The sequence below is a fragment of the Streptomyces sp. S3(2020) genome (assembly GCF_013044505.1).
GTDB lineage: Bacteria > Actinomycetota > Actinomycetes > Streptomycetales > Streptomycetaceae > Streptomyces.
Genome location: NZ_JABERD010000102.1, coordinates 1 through 15168, shown reverse-complemented (window position 1 = coordinate 15168; position 15168 = coordinate 1). Strand labels below are relative to the sequence as shown.

The window sequence follows — 15168 nt, the reverse complement described above, 5'->3', positions numbered from 1 at the left end:
CGTCAATTCCGCAACCGGAGGGCTACGTACGGTCAGACCTTGGTGACGTCCTCGACCTCGTCCTCCGGCTCCCTGCCCGGGGTCTTGAGATCGAACTTCGTGATCGCGAACCGGAAGATCACGTAGTAGACGACCGCGAAGCACAGACCGATCGGGATGATCGCCCACGGTCTCGTCGCCAGATTCCAGTTGATGATGTAGTCGATCAACCCGGCCGAGAAGCTGAACCCGTCGTGCACCCCGAGCCCCCACGTCACCGCCATCGACACGCCCGTCAGCAGCGCGTGGACCGCGTACAGCAGCGGCGCGATGAAGAGGAACGAGTACTCGATCGGCTCGGTGATCCCCGTGACGAACGAGGTCAGCGCGACGGAGAGCATGAGCCCGCCGACCTCCTTGCGGCGGCTCGGCTTGGCGCAGTGCGTGATCGCCAGCGCGGCGGCGGGCAGGGCGAACATCATGATCGGGAAGAACCCGGACGTGAACTGACCCGCGTTCGGGTCGCCCGCCAGGAACATGCTGATGTCACCGTGCACCTCGGTGCCGTCCGGCTTCGTGTACGTGCCGAACTGGAACCAGATGGGCACGTTGAGGAACTGGTGCAACCCGATCACCAGCAAGGCCCGGTTCGCGATACCGAAGATGCCCGCACCCCACGCACCCGCGTCGCTCAGCCAGTCGCTGAAGCTCTCCAGGCCGTCACCGATCGGCGGCCAGATCCACAGACACAGCGCCGCGAACGCGATCGCCACGAACGCCATGATGATCGGCACCAGCCGCCGCCCGTTGAAGAAGCCGAGCCAGTCCACCAGCTTCGTACGGTGATAACGCGCCCAGAAGAAGGCCGTCAGCAGACCCATCACGATGCCGCCGAAGACGCCGGGATTCTGGAACGTGAACGCCGCCACCGTGCCGTCCACCGAAGCCTGGCAGCCGATGCCGGTCACCGCCTTCGCCCCGTCCGGACAGTCCTCCGGGAACTGGCGCAGCACCGAGTAGTAGACGAGGAAGCCCGTCACCGCGGCCAGCGCCGTCGAACCGTCCGACTTCTTCGCCATGCCGATCGCCACACCGATGCAGAACAGCAGCGGCAGCCCCAGCTGACCGTCGAGCAGCGCACCGCCCGCACCCGCCATCACCTTGGCGACGTTCGTCCAGCCCAGCCCGTCGTCCCCGAACACGTCCGGCTGCCCGAGCCGGTTGAGGATGCCCGCGGCCGGCAGCACGGCGATGGGGAGCTGAAGACTGCGGCCCATCTTCTGAAGGCCCTGGAACACCGACTGCCACCGTCGGCGTGCGGAAGAGATCTCGGTGTCGGAACTCATGAGTTGGCGACCGCCTGTCAGGTGGTGTAGACCAGTTACGGACGATTGGGTTGCTGTGACGTCATCTTTCGGTACGTACAGCGCAATCGCTCGCGAAGTTGGGCCAACTGTGCATGAGGAGACCGACATGGCCACCAAGGCAGAGAAGATCGTCGCCGGGCTCGGCGGCATCGACAACATCGAAGAGGTCGAGGGCTGCATCACCCGCCTCCGCACCGAGGTCCACAACGCGGCACTCGTCGACGAAGCCGCCCTGAAGGCCGCCGGCGCCCACGGAGTCGTCAAGATGGGCACCGCGATCCAGGTCGTCATCGGCACCGACGCCGACCCCATCGCCGCGGAGATCGAAGACATGATGTGAGCCGCCCGTTCACCCCGGAAGGGGCTCTTCCCACCGCGGGAGGAGCCCCTTCCGTATCTCAGGGCCGGCCGCCAAACTCCCGCCTGCCCGGCGGCGTCTGGCACGCACGCTCGCCGCGTTGCCGAATCGCCCACGTGGCTCCGCCACGAGGGCGCTCCGGCGCCTTGCGATCTGGGGGTACCCCCTCTGGGGGAGCACCAGACGCCGCCGGGCCCGCCCTTCGGGCGGACGCCGGGAGTTTGGCGGCCGGCCCTGCCGCTAGGCTCAGCGCCATGTCTCGAATCGACGGCCGCACCCCCGAACAGCTCCGCCCCGTCACCATCGAACGCGGCTGGAGCAAGCACGCCGAGGGCTCCGTCCTCGTCTCCTTCGGCGACACGAAGGTCTTCTGCACCGCCTCCGTCACCGAAGGCGTCCCCCGCTGGCGCAAAGGCAGCGGCGAGGGCTGGGTGACCGGCGAGTACTCCATGCTGCCCCGCGCCACCAACACCCGCGGCGACCGCGAATCCGTCCGCGGCAAGATCGGCGGCCGCACCCACGAGATCTCCCGCCTCATCGGCCGCTCCCTGCGCGCGGTCATCGACTACAAGGCGCTCGGCGAGAACACGATCGTGCTGGACTGCGACGTGCTCCAGGCCGACGGCGGCACCCGCACCGCGGCCATCACCGGCGCGTACGTGGCACTGGCGGACGCGATCTCCTGGGCCCAGGGCAGGAAGCTCATCAAGGCCGGCCGCCAGCCCCTGACGGGAACCGTCTCGGCCGTCTCGGTGGGCATCGTGGGCGGAGTCCCGCTCCTGGACCTCTGCTACGAGGAAGACGTCCGCGCCGAGACCGACATGAACGTCGTCTGCACCGGCGACGGCCGCTTCGTCGAGATCCAGGGCACCGCCGAGGCCGAGCCCTTCGCCCGCGACGAACTCAACTCCCTTCTCGACCTGGCCGTTTCGGGCTGCACGGAACTCGCTGTCCTCCAGCGCAAGGCCCTTGATACCGTCCTCGAAAAGTAAAGGACGCACCAAGAAAAGCGGTCGGAACGGGCAACCCGACCGCCCGCGCTCGCGTCACTACGGGTACGGGCGTACGGCACACCGCCGTACGCCCGGCCAGTACACGGGGGCCCTTGGGGCTGAGCAAGGGAGGATCATCACCATGGCCGAGAGCCGACGCCGTCGAGGCACCGCGATCGCCGCAGTCGTAGCGGCGGTAGGACTGACGGTCGGCCTGACCACCGGCTGCGACGCGGTCAGCAAGGCACTGGACTGCGTCCAGACCGCCGAAGCCGTGGCCGACAGCGTCGTGGACCTCCAGCAGGCGGTCGAGAACGCGTCCAACGACCCGACACAGATCGAGGAGTCCCTCGCCTCCATCGACAAGAACCTCGACGAGATCGGCGACAAGACCGACAACGCCGACGTCAACAAGGCCGTCGACAACCTCAACGAGGCGGTGGGCAACGTCCGTACGGCCGTCGAGAACGGCGACGAGACGCCCGACCTCACCCCCATCACGGACGCGGCGGGCGAACTGACGAAGGTCTGCACGTCGTAAGCGGGGGAGGGCCGGGCCCGGGATACTGAGGGGCATGACCCGCCTGATCCTCGCCACCCGCAACGCCGGGAAAATCACCGAACTCCACGCCATCCTCGCCGACGCGGGCCTGCCCCACGACCTCGTCGGCGCGGACGCGTACCCGGAGATCCCGGACGTCAAAGAAACCGGCGTCACCTTCGCCGAGAACGCCCTCCTGAAGGCCCACGCCCTCGCCCGGGCAACGGGCTTGCCGGCGGTCGCCGACGACTCGGGCCTCTGCGTGGACGTCCTGAACGGCGCCCCCGGCATCTTCTCGGCCCGCTGGGCGGGCAAGCACGGCGACGACAGCGCCAACCTGGAGTTGCTCCTGGCCCAACTGTCGGACATCGCGGACGAACACCGAGGCGCCCACTTCGCCTGCGCGGCGGCCCTTGCCCTGCCGGACGGCACGGAACGGGTGGTCGAGGGCCGCCTACGAGGCCTGCTCCGCCACACCCCGACCGGCACGAACGGCTTCGGCTACGACCCGATCCTCCAGCCGGAGGGGGACACGAGAACCTGCGCCGAGCTCACGGCTGAGGAGAAGAACGCGATCAGCCATCGAGGCCAGGCGTTCCGGGGGTTGGTGCCGGTGGTGCGGGAGCTGTTGGGCTGACAGCAGCGAAGGTCCACCCGGTAGGGATGGACCTTCGAATCAAAGGTGTGCGGCCGGAGGGACTCGAACCCTCAAGGGATTTCTCCCACAGCATCCTAAGTGCTGCGCGTAGGCCAATTCCGCCACGGCCGCCCGCGCGCTCATGCTACCCGGCGAGGCGGTCCCGTATTCGAGCACCTGGCGGGCTCTGCGCCCGCCTCGGCATCAGGTGGCCGTGATCGTGTGGCAGTTGGGACACAGCAGCCGCAGATTCTCCCGCCGGTGGTCGCTCCAGGCCCGCTGATGTGATCGACCTCCAGCGTCATGGGCTTGCCGAGCCGCTCGGGGGCGGTGCCGCACTCGGCCACCCGTTCGCGGCCCGCACCAGGTCATCCCGGTGTGGGCCGCTCGGTCCGCGGAAGTGGGGGTGTCAGATGCCCAGGTCCTTGATGATCTTCGCGACATGGCCTGTCGCCCGGACGTTGTAGAAGGCGTGTTCGACCTTGCCCTCCTCGTCCACGACGATCGTGGAGCGGATGACGCCCATGTAGGTCTTGCCGTAGTTCTTCTTCTCGCCGAAGGCGGCGTAGGCGTCGAGGACGGTCTTGTCCTCGTCCGCCAGCAAGGTGACCTTGAGGGACTCCTTCTCGCGGAACTTGGCCAGCTTCTCGGGCTTGTCGGGGGAGATGCCGATGACGTCGTACCCCGCGCCGGCCAGCACCTCCAGGTTGTCCGTGAAGTCGCAGGCCTGCTTCGTGCAGCCGGGGGTCAGGGCCGCGGGGTAGAAGTAGACGATGACCTTGCGGCCTTTGCGGTCCGAGAGGGACACGTCATTGCCGTCGGCGTCGGGGAGGGTGAAGGCGGGGGCCACGTCCCCGGGCTGGAGTCGCTCGCTCATCGGGCCAGCCTAACCGGGGGTGCCGACAGTGCGGTCGCCCGGACAACTGACAGACTGTCCGGAACAGCATCGACAGACATCGACTGACACCTCGGAGGCCGTACGGTGGCGGACACGTCGGACACCAGAACCCCGGCGCAGATCGAGGCGGACATCAAGCGCCGCCGCGAGAACCTGGCCGAGACGCTCGACGAGATCGGGGTGCGGGTGCACCCGAAGACGATCGTCGGCGACGCCAAGGCCAAGGTCGTGTCGAACATCGACCACACGCTCGGGCGGGCCTACGTCGGCGTCAACCGGGCCGTCAGCAACACCAAGGCCCAGTTCGTCGACGGTGACGGTGCCCCGCGTCTGGAGCGTGTCATTCCCGTCGCGCTCGTCGCCGTCGGGCTCGTGGGGCTGCTCGCCCTGGGCGCCCGGCGTCGTAAGGCGTAAGGGCTGACCCGGGCGCGTACATACACCTCTCAGGCAGGTAGGTTCTCAGCCGTGAGCGCCAACAGAGACAACACCCCGCACGACAAGCTGCCCATCCGGATGCTGCACGACCGTGTGCTCGTGCGGCAGGACGCCGGTGAGGGCGAGCGGCGTTCCGGGGGCGGCATCCTCATTCCCGCCACCGCGGCCGTCGGCAAGCGGCTGGCCTGGGCCGATGTCGTCGCGGTCGGGCAGAACGTCCGGACCGTCGAGCCGGGGGACCGCGTTCTGTACGACCCCGAGGACCGTGCCGAGGTCGAGGTGCGGGGCGTCGCCTATGTGCTCATGCGCGAGCGTGATCTGCATGCCGTGGCCGCGGACCGGTTCGAGGGGTCCGAGGACTCGACTGGGCTGTACCTGTAATTCGAAGCCGGAAGGGGCTGGTGACCATCGTCACCAGCCCCTTTTGCTGTTCCTTTGCTATTTTGGAAGGACGACCCGACGAGACGCGCCGTACCGGGCTGAAAAGCAAAGACGACGCACCCGTGAAGAAATCCGCGTCTCGGAGGTGCCTGTCATGGCCTGGGTTCTGCTCGTCGTCGCCGGTCTGCTCGAGGTCGGCTGGTCGATCGGTATGAAGTACACCGACGGTTTCACCCGGCTGGTCCCCAGTCTGCTCACCGGTGCCGGGATCGTCGCGAGCATGCTGCTGCTGTCCCACGCCGCGAAGACCCTTCCCATCGGTACCGCCTATGGCGTGTGGGTGGGTATCGGGGCCGCCGGGGCGGCGGTGCTCGGCATGGTGGTGCTGGGGGAGCCGGCGACCGCCGCCCGGATCTTCTTCGTATGTCTGCTGCTCGTCGCTGTCGTCGGGCTGAAGGCGACGTCCGGTCACTGAGTTGTGGGTGGGCCCCCGCCCGCCGTGGTGTCGCCTGTCGTACCGGTCGTCGTACCGCCGGTGGTCGTGTCCCCCGTCGTGCCGCCGGTGGTCGTGTCCCCTGTCGTGCCACCGGTGGTGGTCGTGTCGCCGGTCGTCCCGCCCGTGGTGGTGGTGTCGCCGGTCGTGCCACCCGTGGTGGTGTCGCCCGTCGTACCGCCGGTCGTCGTGGTGTCGCCCGTCGTGCCGCCGTCGGTCTGGCCGCCCGTGTCCTGGCCGCCGTCGGTCGTGCCGCCGTTGTCCTGGCCCTCGGTGTCGTCCGGGGGTTCGAAGGTCGGCTCCTGCGTCGGGGTCTCGACGACGTCGGCGCCCTCCTGGAGTTCGAGGTCGAACTCACTGGCGGTCTTGCCCTTCAGGGCAGCCTTGGTGAACTGGGACCAGATCTCGGTGGGCGCCCCGCCGCCGTTGATGCGCGGCAGGCCCATCACGCCGTAGAGCGACTTGTGCTTGGCGGTGACCGGGTCCTGGCCCATCACCGCGACGACGGTGGCGAGGTCGGGGGTGTAGCCGGCGAACCAGGCGGCCTGGTCCTCCTCGGCGGTGCCGGTCTTGCCGGCCGCCGGGCGGTCGGCGGCCTGGGCGGCGGTGGCGGTGCCGTTCTCCACGACGCTCTGGAGGATCGACGTCGTGGTGTCGGCGGCCTGGCGGGAGACCGCCTGGGTGCTCTTGTGTTCCGGCAGCTCCACGACGTCCTTGCCGTCCCGGGTGATGGTCTTGATCAGGGTGTACGCGCCGTGCTTGCCGTGGTTGGCGAGCGTGGCGTACGACTCCGCCATGTCGAGGACGCTGGCGGTGTTCACGCCGAGCGCGATGGAGGGCGACGCGGTCAGGTCGGGGGTGTCGGAGGGGATGCCGAGGGCGACCGCGGTGTCCTTGACCTTGTCGGAGCCCACGTCCACGGCCATCTGCGCGTACACCGAGTTCACCGACTTGTCGGTGGCGGTGCGCACGGTGATGTCGCCGTAGGACACGTCGTCCTCGTTGGCCGGGTCGTAGGAGCCGCCGGTCCAGCCCTCGACGGGGCGCTTGTTGGTGCCGTCGTAGATCGTGTTCGGGGTGATGGTGCGGCCGTCCTGCGTGGTGGACTCGTTCTGGACGGCCGAGGTGAACACGAAGGGCTTGAAGGTGGAGCCGACCTGGAAGTCCCGGCGGGTGGCGTTGTTCGTGTACTGCTTGACGTAGTCGATGCCGCCGTACATGGCGACGACCTGCCCGGTCTTCGGGTCGACGGCGGCGCCGCCCGCTCGGACGTAGGTGTCGACCTTGCGGTTCTTCTTGTCGAGCTTGTCCATCAGCTTGTCGTTGACGGCGTCGACGAAGGCGTCCTGCTTGCTCTTCTGGAACGTGGTGGTGATGCGGTAGCCGCCGGCGTCCAGCTCGTCCGCGGTGAGGATCTTGTTCTCGGCCAGGTAGTCGTTGACGGCGTTGACGAGGTAGCCGCGCTGCCCGGACATGCCGGTGGAGACGGTGGCCTCCTTCGGCATCGGGAACTTCAGGCCGGCGCGCTCGGACTGCTTGAGCCAGCCCTCCTTGACCATGCCGTCCAGGACGTAGTCCCAACGGGCGACGGCGGCCGACTTGTTCTCGGGGTGGGCGACGACGTCGTACTCGCTGGGCGCGTTGAGCAGCGCGGCGAGGTAGGCGCCCTGGGCGGCGGTGAGGTCGGTGGCGTCCTTGCCGTAGTAGGCCTGGGCGGCGGCCTGGATGCCGTAGGAATTGCGGCCGAAGTAGCTGGTGTTGAGGTAGCCCTCCAGGATCTCGGCCTTGGACTTCTCCCGGTCCAGCTTGATCGAGATGAAGAACTCCTTCACCTTGCGGGTGACGGTCTGCTCCTGCGCCAGGTAGTAGTTCTTCACGTACTGCTGGGTGATCGTGGAGCCGGACTGGGTGCCCTTGCCGGTGGCGGTGTTCCAGCCGGCGCGCAGCATCGCCTTGGGGTCGATCGCCGACTCGGAGTAGAAGTCGCGGTCCTCGGCGGCCAGTACGGCGTGCTGGGCCGCCACGGAGACCTGGGAGAGGCCGACGTTCTCGCGGTTGACCTCGCCGTCGCGGGCGAGTTGGCTGCCGTCCGCGTAGAGGTAGACGTTGGACTGCTTGGTGGCGAGGGCGTTGGCGGGCGGGATCTTCACCAGCGAGTAGCCGAGGAAGAACAGGCCGATCAGCAGCAGTATCCCGAGGACGAAGGTGCCGAGCACCATGCGCCAGGTGGGGATGATCCGCCGCCATCCGGTCCGCTTGGGCCGCTTGGGCTTCTTCCCGTTCGTCCCGCCGGGCTCTTCGGCCGCCTGGGGTTCTCTGGGTGCCCAGCCCTGGTTCGGCTGCTGCGGCTGCGGCTCGTCGCTCATGTCGTGCACGGACTCCTGTTTCACGCTTTTACGTCGTACGTCGCCGTACGCCCTCGTACGTCTTCTGCGCCCCTGGATGAAGACTGTCGCACCCTGCGTTCCGTTCCCGATGAGCGGCGCGCGTCTGCCCGGAAAATGGGTGGCATCCGTCACCACCGGGGGGCTAGGCTCCTGCGCTTCGGTGTCCGGGCGGGTCCGAGGAGGGCTGGAGCTGATGGGTTCGGGGCGGTTGTACCTGGCCGTCGCGGCGGGCGGATTCAGACGGTACGCGACCTATCGGGCGGCCACCGCGGCCGGGGTGTTCACCAATACGGTGTTCGGGCTGATTCTCGTGTACACCTACACCGCGTTGTGGGACGAGAAGCCGCACCTGGGCGGGTACGACCTGGCGCAGGCCGTCACCTATGTGTGGATCGGCCAGTCTCTGTTCAAGACACTCGCCAACGGCGGCGGGGGCGTCGAGAGCGAACTCATGGAGCGTATCCGTACGGGTGACATCGCGATCGACCTGTACCGCCCCGCCGATCTCCAACTGTGGTGGCTCGCCGCCGACTTGGGCCGGGCGGGGTTCGAACTGCTGGGCCGCGGGGTGCTCCCCTTCGTGTTCGGGGCGCTGGTCTTCGACCTCGCGCTGCCGACGGACGTGTCCTCGTGGACGGCGTTCCTCGGCGCGGTGCTGCTGGCGATGCTGGTCAGTTTCGGGATCCGGTACCTGGTGGCGCTGAGCGCGTTCTGGCTGCTCGACGGCACGGGGGTGGCGCAGATGGTGATGTTCGTCGGGTGGTTCTGCTCGGGGATGATCCTGCCGCTGAACGTCTTCCCGGGCGTGCTCGGCGAGGTCGTACGGGCCCTGCCGTGGTCGTCGCTGCTCCAGGCGCCCGCGGATGTGCTGATGGGGCACGCCGATCCGCTGGGCACGTACGCCTTCCAGGCGATGTGGGCGGTGCTGCTGCTGGGGGCCGGGCGGATGGTGCAGGGGGCGGCGACGCGGCGGGTGGTGGTGCAGGGTGGCTGAGACGGGTTCCGTGACCGGGAGCGGCGGCGGCAGGGTCGTCGACGGACTGCGTGTCTATCGGATGATCTCCGCGATGTGGATCCGCTCCACGATGGCCTACCGGGCCTCCTTCCTCATGACCACGCTGGGCAACTTCACGGCGACCGCGCTCGACTTCGTCGCGATCATGCTGATGTTCTCCCGCGTCGACGCGCTCGGCGGCTACACACTGCCTCAAGTCGCCTTCCTGTACGGGCTGTCCAGCACCGCGTTCGGCCTCGCCGATCTGCTGCTCGGCTCGATGGAGAAGCTGGGCCGGCGGGTGCGCGACGGCACGCTGGACACGTTGCTGGTGCGTCCGGCGCCGGTGCTCGCGCAGATGGCGGCGGACCAGTTCGGGCTGCGGCGCCTCGGCCGGATCACCCAGGGCGTGATGGTGCTGGTCTACGGGCTGGCCACGGTCGACATCGACTGGACGCCGCTGAAGCTGCTGCTGATGCCGGTGATGATCCTGAGCGGTGCCGGGATCTTCGGTGCGGTGTTCATCGCGGGCGCGGCCTTCCAGTTCGTGGCGAAGGACGCCTCCGAGGTGCAGAACGCGTTCACGTACGGCGGTACGACGATGCTCCAGTACCCGCCGACGGTGTTCGCGACGGAACTGGTGCGCGGGGTGACCTTCGTGTTCCCGCTGGCCTTCGTCAACTGGCTGCCGGCGACGTATGTGCTGGGGGTGCCGCTGCCGCTCGGGCTGCCCCAGTGGGTGGCGTTCCTGTCGCCGCTGGTGGCGGTGGCGTGTTGTGCGCTGGCGGGGCTGGCGTGGCGGGCCGGGTTGCGGACGTATCAGAGCACGGGGAACTGAACGGGGAACTGAGGGGTCATGGAAGACGCTGCCTTCATCGAGCTGGACCGTGTCGAGAAGGTCTTCGACGTGCGCAGGAAGACCGGGTTCCTGAAGCGGGAGCGGCGTGAGGTGCGGGCCGTCGACTCGATCTCCTTCCGGGTGGCGCGGGGCGAGATGGTCGGCTACATCGGGCCGAACGGCGCCGGGAAGTCGACCACGATCAAGATGCTGACGGGCATCCTGACGCCGAGCGGGGGGCGGCTGCGGGTGGCGGGTATCGACCCGTCCCGGGAGCGGTCGCGGCTCGCGCACCGGATCGGCGTGGTGTTCGGACAGCGCACGACGCTGTGGTGGGACCTGCCGCTGATCGACTCGTACAAGCTGATGCACCGCATGTACCGGATCCCGGACGCCCGCTACCGCGAGAACCTCGACCGCTGCGTCGAACTCCTGGAACTGGCCGACCTGTTGGACGTGCCCGTACGACAGCTCTCGCTCGGCCAGCGGATGCGCGGCGACATCGCGGCGGCGCTGCTGCACGACCCCGAGGTGCTGTACCTGGACGAGCCGACGATCGGCCTCGACGTCATCTCCAAGGCCAAGGTGCGGGGTTTTCTGCGGGAGTTGAACTCCGAGAACGGCACGACCGTCCTGCTGACCACGCACGACCTCCAGGACATCGAGCAGCTCTGCTCACGGGTGATGGTGATCGACCACGGTCGTCTGATGTACGACGGTCCGCTCGCCGGTCTGCACGAGGCGGGGGAGAGCGAGCGGACGCTGGTGGTGGACCTGGAGCGGGAGCTGCCGCCGATCGAGGCACCGGCGCCCGCGAGGGTCGTCCGGGTGGAGGGGCCGCGCCAGTGGCTCGCCTTCCCCGCGTCGGAGTCGGCGGCACCGCTGGTGGCGCGGATCGCGGCGGAGTATCCGCTGGTGGACCTGTCGGTGCGGGAGCCGGACATCGAGGCGGTGATCGCCAAAATGCTGCGTTCAATGGGGGACACCCCCAAATCCCCGCCGGAGCGGGCCACCGCATAGTGCGGCGGCGTTCGAACTCGTAGGCTGATTGCATGACGGACGAACTCCCGGAACTTCGTGCCTCCGACGCCGACCGTGAGCAAGTGGCCGAGGTCCTGCGGGACGCTCTCGCGGACGGCCGGCTCGACATGGAGGAGTTCGAGGAGCGGCTGGAGGCGACGTTCAAGGCGCGGACGTACGGCGAGCTGACACCGATCACCCGGGATCTGCCGACCGCGCCGGGCCCGGCGGTGAACCTGATCAAGGAGCCGGTCGCGGACGGGAGTTGGGCATCCCGGATCACGGGTGGCGAGGGGTCCTCGACGTGGGCCGTCGCCGTCATGTCCGGGTTCCAGCGGCGGGGTCGCTGGACCGTGCCGAGGCGGTTCAACGGCTTCGCGTTCTGGGGCGGCGGTGAGATCGATCTGCGCGAGGCGAACTTCGCCGACGGTGAGGTCGTGATCAACTGCGTGGCGATCATGGGCGGGATGAATGTGATCGTTCCGCCCGGCGTCGAGGTCGTGGTGCGCGGGATCGGCATCATGGGCGGCTTCGACCAGCGCGAGGAGGGTGTGCCGGGGGATCCGGGCGCCCCGCGCGTGGTCGTCACCGGGTTCGCCTTCTGGGGCGGAGTCGGCGTCGAACGGAAGCTGACCAAGGCGGAGCGGCAGCGGCTGCGGGCCGAGCGGAAGCAGGAGCGGCTGGACCGGAAGGAGTCCATGCGGGAGCTGCACGAGTCGTTCCGTGAGGACGTGCAGGACGCGCACCGGCGGCTGCTGGACGGACACCGCGACCTGATGGGCGACCGACGCGACCGCCGGGACCGCCACGACCACCGCGACCGGCACGACCGCCGTGACCGGGACCGGCGCGACGACTAGAGCGCTTCTGGCGAATCTTGAAGCCGCCCCGGGGCTGGAACAGGTGAGCCCGGAGAGACGGCCGGTGCCTCATGACGTGCCCCGCGTCGGGCGGACCGGTTGCCCGGAGGCCGACCAAGATCCATCAGAAGCGCCCTAGAGCCGCGCCGGCGCCGAGCCCTTCAGGTCCTCCAGGTCGAAGACCTCCGCCATCCGCGCGTACCCCTTGTCGCTCGGGTGGAGACGGTCCCCCGAGTCGTAGTCGGACCGCAGCCTCCGCGGGTTGTACGGGTCCCTGAGCGCCTCGTCGAAGTCGACTACGGCGTCGTAGACCTTGCCGTCGCGGATCGCGGCGTTGATCCGCTGCCGGACGTCCTCCCTGGCACCCGTGTAGCCGCGGTGGCCCTGGAAGGGCATCAGGGTCGCGCCGACGACCTTGATGCCGCGGGAGTGGGCCTGGCGGACCATCGTGCGCAGGCCGTCGAGGATCTTGTCGGGGTCGGCGAGGGCCGGGTTGCGGAGGATGTCGTTGACGCCGAGGTCGATGACGACGACCTTCACGTTCGTCCGGCCGAGCACGTCCCGGCCGAAGCGGCCCAGGCCGCTCTGGTTGTCGGCGGGGCGGCCGAGACCGTTGGCGAGGACCTGGTTGCCGCTGATGCCCTGGTTGACGACGCTGTAGCGGGGCAGGTCGCGGCCGGCCTCGACCGCGGTGCGCAGCCGGTCGGAAAGGACGTCGGTCCAGCGGTGGTTGGCGCCCTCGGTGGAGGTGATGCCGTCGGTCAGCGAGTCGCCGAGGACCACGACCGTGCCGTCGGACTCGTTGCTCAGCACGTCCAGCGCGGTCAGGTAGCGCCAGTACGGGGTCTGTTCGGTGTACGCCGTCCCCGTCACGTCCTCGGTGAGGTCGCCGTCGGCGGCGTAGGAGATCTGGCGGGCGTGCGGGTGGTAGGTGACCGGCCCGGAGCCGGTGGGGGAGTACGTGGTGACCAGGACGTCACTGCCGTGGGCGATGGCGATGCGGACCGCGTCGCTCATGACCTGGCCGCCGGCCGGGACCACGACCGTGGTGTTGCCGCCGAAGGTGAGGCGCCGCATCGTCTCCGCGGTCGCGGCGGCCGTGTCGCTGCCCGCGGCGACGGCGATCGACGCGTGGGTGACGGTCAGCGGCGACTGGCCGTACAGGTTGGAGAGCGTGATGCGGGCACTCGTACCGCTGATGGAGGCGTGTACGACATTGCGCACCGAGCGGCCCGCCATGCCCTCGGTCTCGGTGCCGGGCTCGGCGCCCTGGGTGACGGTGGTGCGCTTGTGGGTGCTGCCGTCGTCGGCGGCGACACCGACGTATATGGCGGCGGAGAGCGCCACGATCAGGGCGACCATCGCGGAAAGCAGGGCATAACCACTCTTCCTGGTCATGCGGTGCGGTCTCCTCGGGTGGATGGGAGCCCGAGGCTCCGATGTGATCACCTAATGATGCGTCATGGGGCAGGGGTGCTCGATCGGACCCCCCGCCTCCCTGCCTGACAGACGCCGGGAACTCCTGTTCCGTTCCAGGAGTCGGTCAGGAAGGGACAATGTGCACGGGGATCACGAACGGGTGGAGTGGATGGAACGCACGAAACCGGAACGCACGAAACCAGACGAATCGGATACCGCTGACGTAGAGCAGCATGCCCGCCCGGCCGCCGCCGGTAACCGGGCGATGACCGCGTTCAGCGCCGCCGACGAGGAGAAGCAGCGCGGCGTACGCCGGATGAAGCTCACGGCGGCCGGGCTGCTGCTGTTCGTGGCGGTCGTGTACGTGCTCGCCAAAGTGGCCTCCGGGCACGGCGCGGGTGCGTGGGCGGGCTATGTCGCCGCGGCCGCCGAGGCGGGGATGGTGGGTGCGCTGGCGGACTGGTTCGCGGTCACGGCCCTCTTCCGCCACCCGCTCGGGCTGCCCATCCCGCACACCGCGATCATCCCGAACAAGAAGGACCAACTCGGCGTCTCCCTCGGGGAGTTCGTCGGGGAGAACTTCCTCTCCGAGGACGTCGTACGCCAGCGGCTGCGGGCGGTGGGCATCGGCAGCCGCCTCGGCGCCTGGCTCGCCGAGCCCGAGCACGCCGACCGGGTGACGGCGGAGCTCTCCGCGGCACTGCGCGGGGCGCTGACCGTGCTGCGGGACTCCGACGTGCAGGCGGTCGTGGGAGAGGCGATCACCCGGCGGGCCGACGCGCAGGAGATCGCGCCGGGCATCGGCAAGATGCTGGAGAAGATCGTCGCGGACGGCGGACACCGACGGGTCGTCGACCTGGTGGTGACCAGGGCCCACGACTGGCTCGTGCTCCACGACGAGCAGGTCATGGACGCGGTGCAGGGCGGCGCGCCCGGCTGGACCCCCCGATTCGTCGACAAGAAGGTCGGCGAACGCGTCTACAAGGAGCTGCTGCGGTTCGTGACGGAGATGCGGGACATGCCCTCGCACCCGGCACGGGGCGCGCTGGACCGCTTCCTGACCGACTTCGCCTCGGACCTCCAGTCCGACACCGACACCCGCGCGCGCGTCGAGCGCCTCAAGGGTGAGGTCCTCGGACGCGGCGAGGTCCAGGACCTGATCGCCTCCGCCTGGACCGCCGTACGGTCGATGATCGTGTCCGCCGCCGAGGACGAGCGCAGTGAGCTACGGCTCCGGGTGCGGGCGTCGCTGCTCTCGCTGGGGGCACGGATGGCCGTGGAACCCCGGTTGCAGGCCAAGGTCGACGGATGGGTCGAGGGCGCGGCGGTGTACGTGGTGACGACGTACCGCCGTGAGATCACCCTGCTCATCACGGACACGGTGGCGGGCTGGGACGCCGAGCACACGACGAGGAAGATCGAGGCTCATATCGGACGGGATCTGCAGTTCATCCGGATCAACGGGACGGTGGTGGGTTCGTTGGCGGGGTTGCTGATCTATACGGTGTCGCGGGCGCTGGGGGCGTAGCCGGTCTGTCTGGGCCTTGATTGCCATCCCGATCCCCCACC

Annotated in this window: 16 protein-coding genes, 1 tRNA gene, 1 pseudogene and 1 riboswitch; of the genes and pseudogenes, 12 read left to right on the top strand and 6 right to left on the bottom strand. The window is 68.9% G+C overall.

Going from position 1 to position 15168, the window contains the following annotated elements:
- Nucleotides 1-32: 32 nt before the first annotated feature.
- Complete coding sequence (locus HLK59_RS28315; protein ID WP_171144365.1) at nucleotides 33-1325, bottom strand: PTS transporter subunit EIIC; 1293 nt, start codon at nucleotides 1323-1325, stop codon at nucleotides 33-35.
- Nucleotides 1326-1452: 127 nt separating this feature from the next.
- Here HLK59_RS28315 and HLK59_RS28310 point away from each other — a divergent pair, with 127 nt between their 5' ends.
- The 4 genes from HLK59_RS28310 to rdgB all read left to right on the top strand — a co-directional run bounded on the left by HLK59_RS28310 (nucleotide 1453) and on the right by rdgB (nucleotide 3874).
- On the top strand, nucleotides 1453-1686 hold the full coding sequence (locus tag HLK59_RS28310) for a PTS glucose/sucrose transporter subunit IIB (protein WP_171144364.1): 234 nt from the start codon (nucleotides 1453-1455) through the stop codon (nucleotides 1684-1686).
- A gap of 272 nt (nucleotides 1687-1958) precedes the next feature.
- Nucleotides 1959-2696, top strand: coding sequence for a ribonuclease PH (rph, locus tag HLK59_RS28305; RefSeq protein ID WP_171144363.1), 738 nt, complete (start codon nucleotides 1959-1961; stop codon nucleotides 2694-2696).
- Nucleotides 2697-2838: 142 nt separating this feature from the next.
- Entirely contained in the window at nucleotides 2839-3237 is a 399-nt protein-coding gene (locus HLK59_RS28300) for a hypothetical protein (protein WP_171144362.1), read from the top strand.
- A gap of 34 nt (nucleotides 3238-3271) precedes the next feature.
- Nucleotides 3272-3874 (top strand): RdgB/HAM1 family non-canonical purine NTP pyrophosphatase, encoded by a 603-nt coding sequence (rdgB, locus tag HLK59_RS28295; protein WP_171144361.1) that lies wholly within the window; start codon nucleotides 3272-3274, stop codon nucleotides 3872-3874.
- A gap of 48 nt (nucleotides 3875-3922) precedes the next feature.
- Here the strand turns inward: rdgB and HLK59_RS28290 are convergent.
- From HLK59_RS28290 to bcp, 3 genes and pseudogenes are all read right to left on the bottom strand, one after another.
- Nucleotides 3923-4006: transfer RNA gene (locus HLK59_RS28290), tRNA-Leu, on the bottom strand.
- A gap of 72 nt (nucleotides 4007-4078) precedes the next feature.
- Nucleotides 4079-4218, bottom strand: a pseudogene (locus HLK59_RS51275) (HNH endonuclease); the annotation flags it as partial.
- Nucleotides 4219-4283: 65 nt separating this feature from the next.
- On the bottom strand, nucleotides 4284-4751 hold the full coding sequence (gene bcp / locus HLK59_RS28285; protein WP_171144360.1) for a thioredoxin-dependent thiol peroxidase: 468 nt from the start codon (nucleotides 4749-4751) through the stop codon (nucleotides 4284-4286).
- A 105-nt stretch (nucleotides 4752-4856) separates the two neighbouring features.
- Here bcp and HLK59_RS28280 point away from each other — a divergent pair, with 105 nt between their 5' ends.
- The 3 genes from HLK59_RS28280 (at nucleotide 4857) to HLK59_RS28270 (ending at nucleotide 6063) form a co-directional block, all read left to right on the top strand.
- Nucleotides 4857-5186 carry a DUF3618 domain-containing protein gene (locus tag HLK59_RS28280; protein ID WP_171144359.1) on the top strand — a complete coding sequence of 110 codons (330 nt, stop codon included), beginning with the start codon at nucleotides 4857-4859 and terminating at the stop codon, nucleotides 5184-5186.
- Between the two features lie 51 nt (nucleotides 5187-5237).
- Nucleotides 5238-5588 carry a co-chaperone GroES gene (locus HLK59_RS28275; RefSeq protein ID WP_171144358.1) on the top strand — a complete coding sequence of 117 codons (351 nt, stop codon included), beginning with the start codon at nucleotides 5238-5240 and terminating at the stop codon, nucleotides 5586-5588.
- Nucleotides 5589-5633: 45 nt separating this feature from the next.
- A riboswitch (guanidine-III (ykkC-III) riboswitch) is annotated at nucleotides 5634-5709 on the top strand.
- 33 nt (nucleotides 5710-5742) lie between these two features.
- Nucleotides 5743-6063, top strand: coding sequence for an SMR family transporter (locus HLK59_RS28270; RefSeq protein WP_171144357.1), 321 nt, complete (start codon nucleotides 5743-5745; stop codon nucleotides 6061-6063).
- On the opposite strand, the gene HLK59_RS28265 is transcribed toward HLK59_RS28270, so the two are convergent.
- Nucleotides 6057-8447 carry a transglycosylase domain-containing protein gene (locus HLK59_RS28265; RefSeq protein WP_171144356.1) on the bottom strand — a complete coding sequence of 797 codons (2391 nt, stop codon included), beginning with the start codon at nucleotides 8445-8447 and terminating at the stop codon, nucleotides 6057-6059. The two genes, HLK59_RS28270 and HLK59_RS28265, sit on opposite strands and share 7 nt — an antisense overlap.
- A gap of 214 nt (nucleotides 8448-8661) precedes the next feature.
- On the opposite strand from HLK59_RS28265, the gene HLK59_RS28260 reads away from it, so the two are divergent.
- From HLK59_RS28260 to HLK59_RS28245, 4 genes are read left to right on the top strand one after another with little or no spacing between them, the layout of a single operon-like run.
- Complete coding sequence (locus tag HLK59_RS28260; RefSeq protein ID WP_171144355.1) at nucleotides 8662-9462, top strand: ABC-2 family transporter protein; 801 nt, start codon at nucleotides 8662-8664, stop codon at nucleotides 9460-9462.
- A complete protein-coding gene (locus HLK59_RS28255; RefSeq protein ID WP_346779834.1) occupies nucleotides 9455-10300 on the top strand; it encodes an ABC transporter permease in 846 nt (281 codons plus the stop codon). The genes HLK59_RS28260 and HLK59_RS28255 overlap by 8 nt, the downstream gene beginning before the upstream one ends.
- Before the next feature lie 18 nt (nucleotides 10301-10318).
- Entirely contained in the window at nucleotides 10319-11320 is a 1002-nt protein-coding gene (locus HLK59_RS28250; protein ID WP_171144354.1) for an ATP-binding cassette domain-containing protein, read from the top strand.
- A 32-nt stretch (nucleotides 11321-11352) separates the two neighbouring features.
- Nucleotides 11353-12180, top strand: coding sequence for a DUF1707 domain-containing protein (locus HLK59_RS28245; protein WP_171144353.1), 828 nt, complete (start codon nucleotides 11353-11355; stop codon nucleotides 12178-12180).
- A 135-nt stretch (nucleotides 12181-12315) separates the two neighbouring features.
- Here HLK59_RS28245 and HLK59_RS28240 read toward each other — a convergent pair whose 3' ends face one another.
- On the bottom strand, nucleotides 12316-13578 hold the full coding sequence (locus tag HLK59_RS28240; protein WP_171144352.1) for an SGNH/GDSL hydrolase family protein: 1263 nt from the start codon (nucleotides 13576-13578) through the stop codon (nucleotides 12316-12318).
- Nucleotides 13579-13768: 190 nt separating this feature from the next.
- Here HLK59_RS28240 and HLK59_RS28235 point away from each other — a divergent pair, with 190 nt between their 5' ends.
- Nucleotides 13769-15127: a DUF445 domain-containing protein gene (locus HLK59_RS28235; RefSeq protein WP_171144351.1), complete on the top strand. Its 1359-nt coding sequence runs from the start codon at nucleotides 13769-13771 to the stop codon at nucleotides 15125-15127.
- Nucleotides 15128-15168 lie beyond the last annotated feature (41 nt).

Bases quoted from the DNA above. Each gene is read 5' to 3' on its own strand.
- bcp (WP_171144360.1), bottom strand. From the start codon at position 4,751: ATGAGCGAGCGACTCCAGCCCGGGGACGTGGCCCCCGCCTTCACCCTC.
- HLK59_RS28250 (WP_171144354.1), top strand. From the start codon at position 10,319: ATGGAAGACGCTGCCTTCATCGAGCTGGACCGTGTCGAGAAGGTCTTC.
- HLK59_RS28240 (WP_171144352.1), bottom strand. From the start codon at position 13,578: ATGACCAGGAAGAGTGGTTATGCCCTGCTTTCCGCGATGGTCGCCCTG.
- rph (WP_171144363.1), top strand. From the start codon at position 1,959: ATGTCTCGAATCGACGGCCGCACCCCCGAACAGCTCCGCCCCGTCACC.
- HLK59_RS28310 (WP_171144364.1), top strand. From the start codon at position 1,453: ATGGCCACCAAGGCAGAGAAGATCGTCGCCGGGCTCGGCGGCATCGAC.
- HLK59_RS28300 (WP_171144362.1), top strand. From the start codon at position 2,839: ATGGCCGAGAGCCGACGCCGTCGAGGCACCGCGATCGCCGCAGTCGTA.
- rdgB (WP_171144361.1), top strand. From the start codon at position 3,272: ATGACCCGCCTGATCCTCGCCACCCGCAACGCCGGGAAAATCACCGAA.
- HLK59_RS28265 (WP_171144356.1), bottom strand. From the start codon at position 8,447: ATGAGCGACGAGCCGCAGCCGCAGCAGCCGAACCAGGGCTGGGCACCC.
- HLK59_RS28245 (WP_171144353.1), top strand. From the start codon at position 11,353: ATGACGGACGAACTCCCGGAACTTCGTGCCTCCGACGCCGACCGTGAG.
- HLK59_RS28270 (WP_171144357.1), top strand. From the start codon at position 5,743: ATGGCCTGGGTTCTGCTCGTCGTCGCCGGTCTGCTCGAGGTCGGCTGG.
- HLK59_RS28260 (WP_171144355.1), top strand. From the start codon at position 8,662: ATGGGTTCGGGGCGGTTGTACCTGGCCGTCGCGGCGGGCGGATTCAGA.
- HLK59_RS28235 (WP_171144351.1), top strand. From the start codon at position 13,769: ATGGAACGCACGAAACCGGAACGCACGAAACCAGACGAATCGGATACC.
- HLK59_RS28315 (WP_171144365.1), bottom strand. From the start codon at position 1,325: ATGAGTTCCGACACCGAGATCTCTTCCGCACGCCGACGGTGGCAGTCG.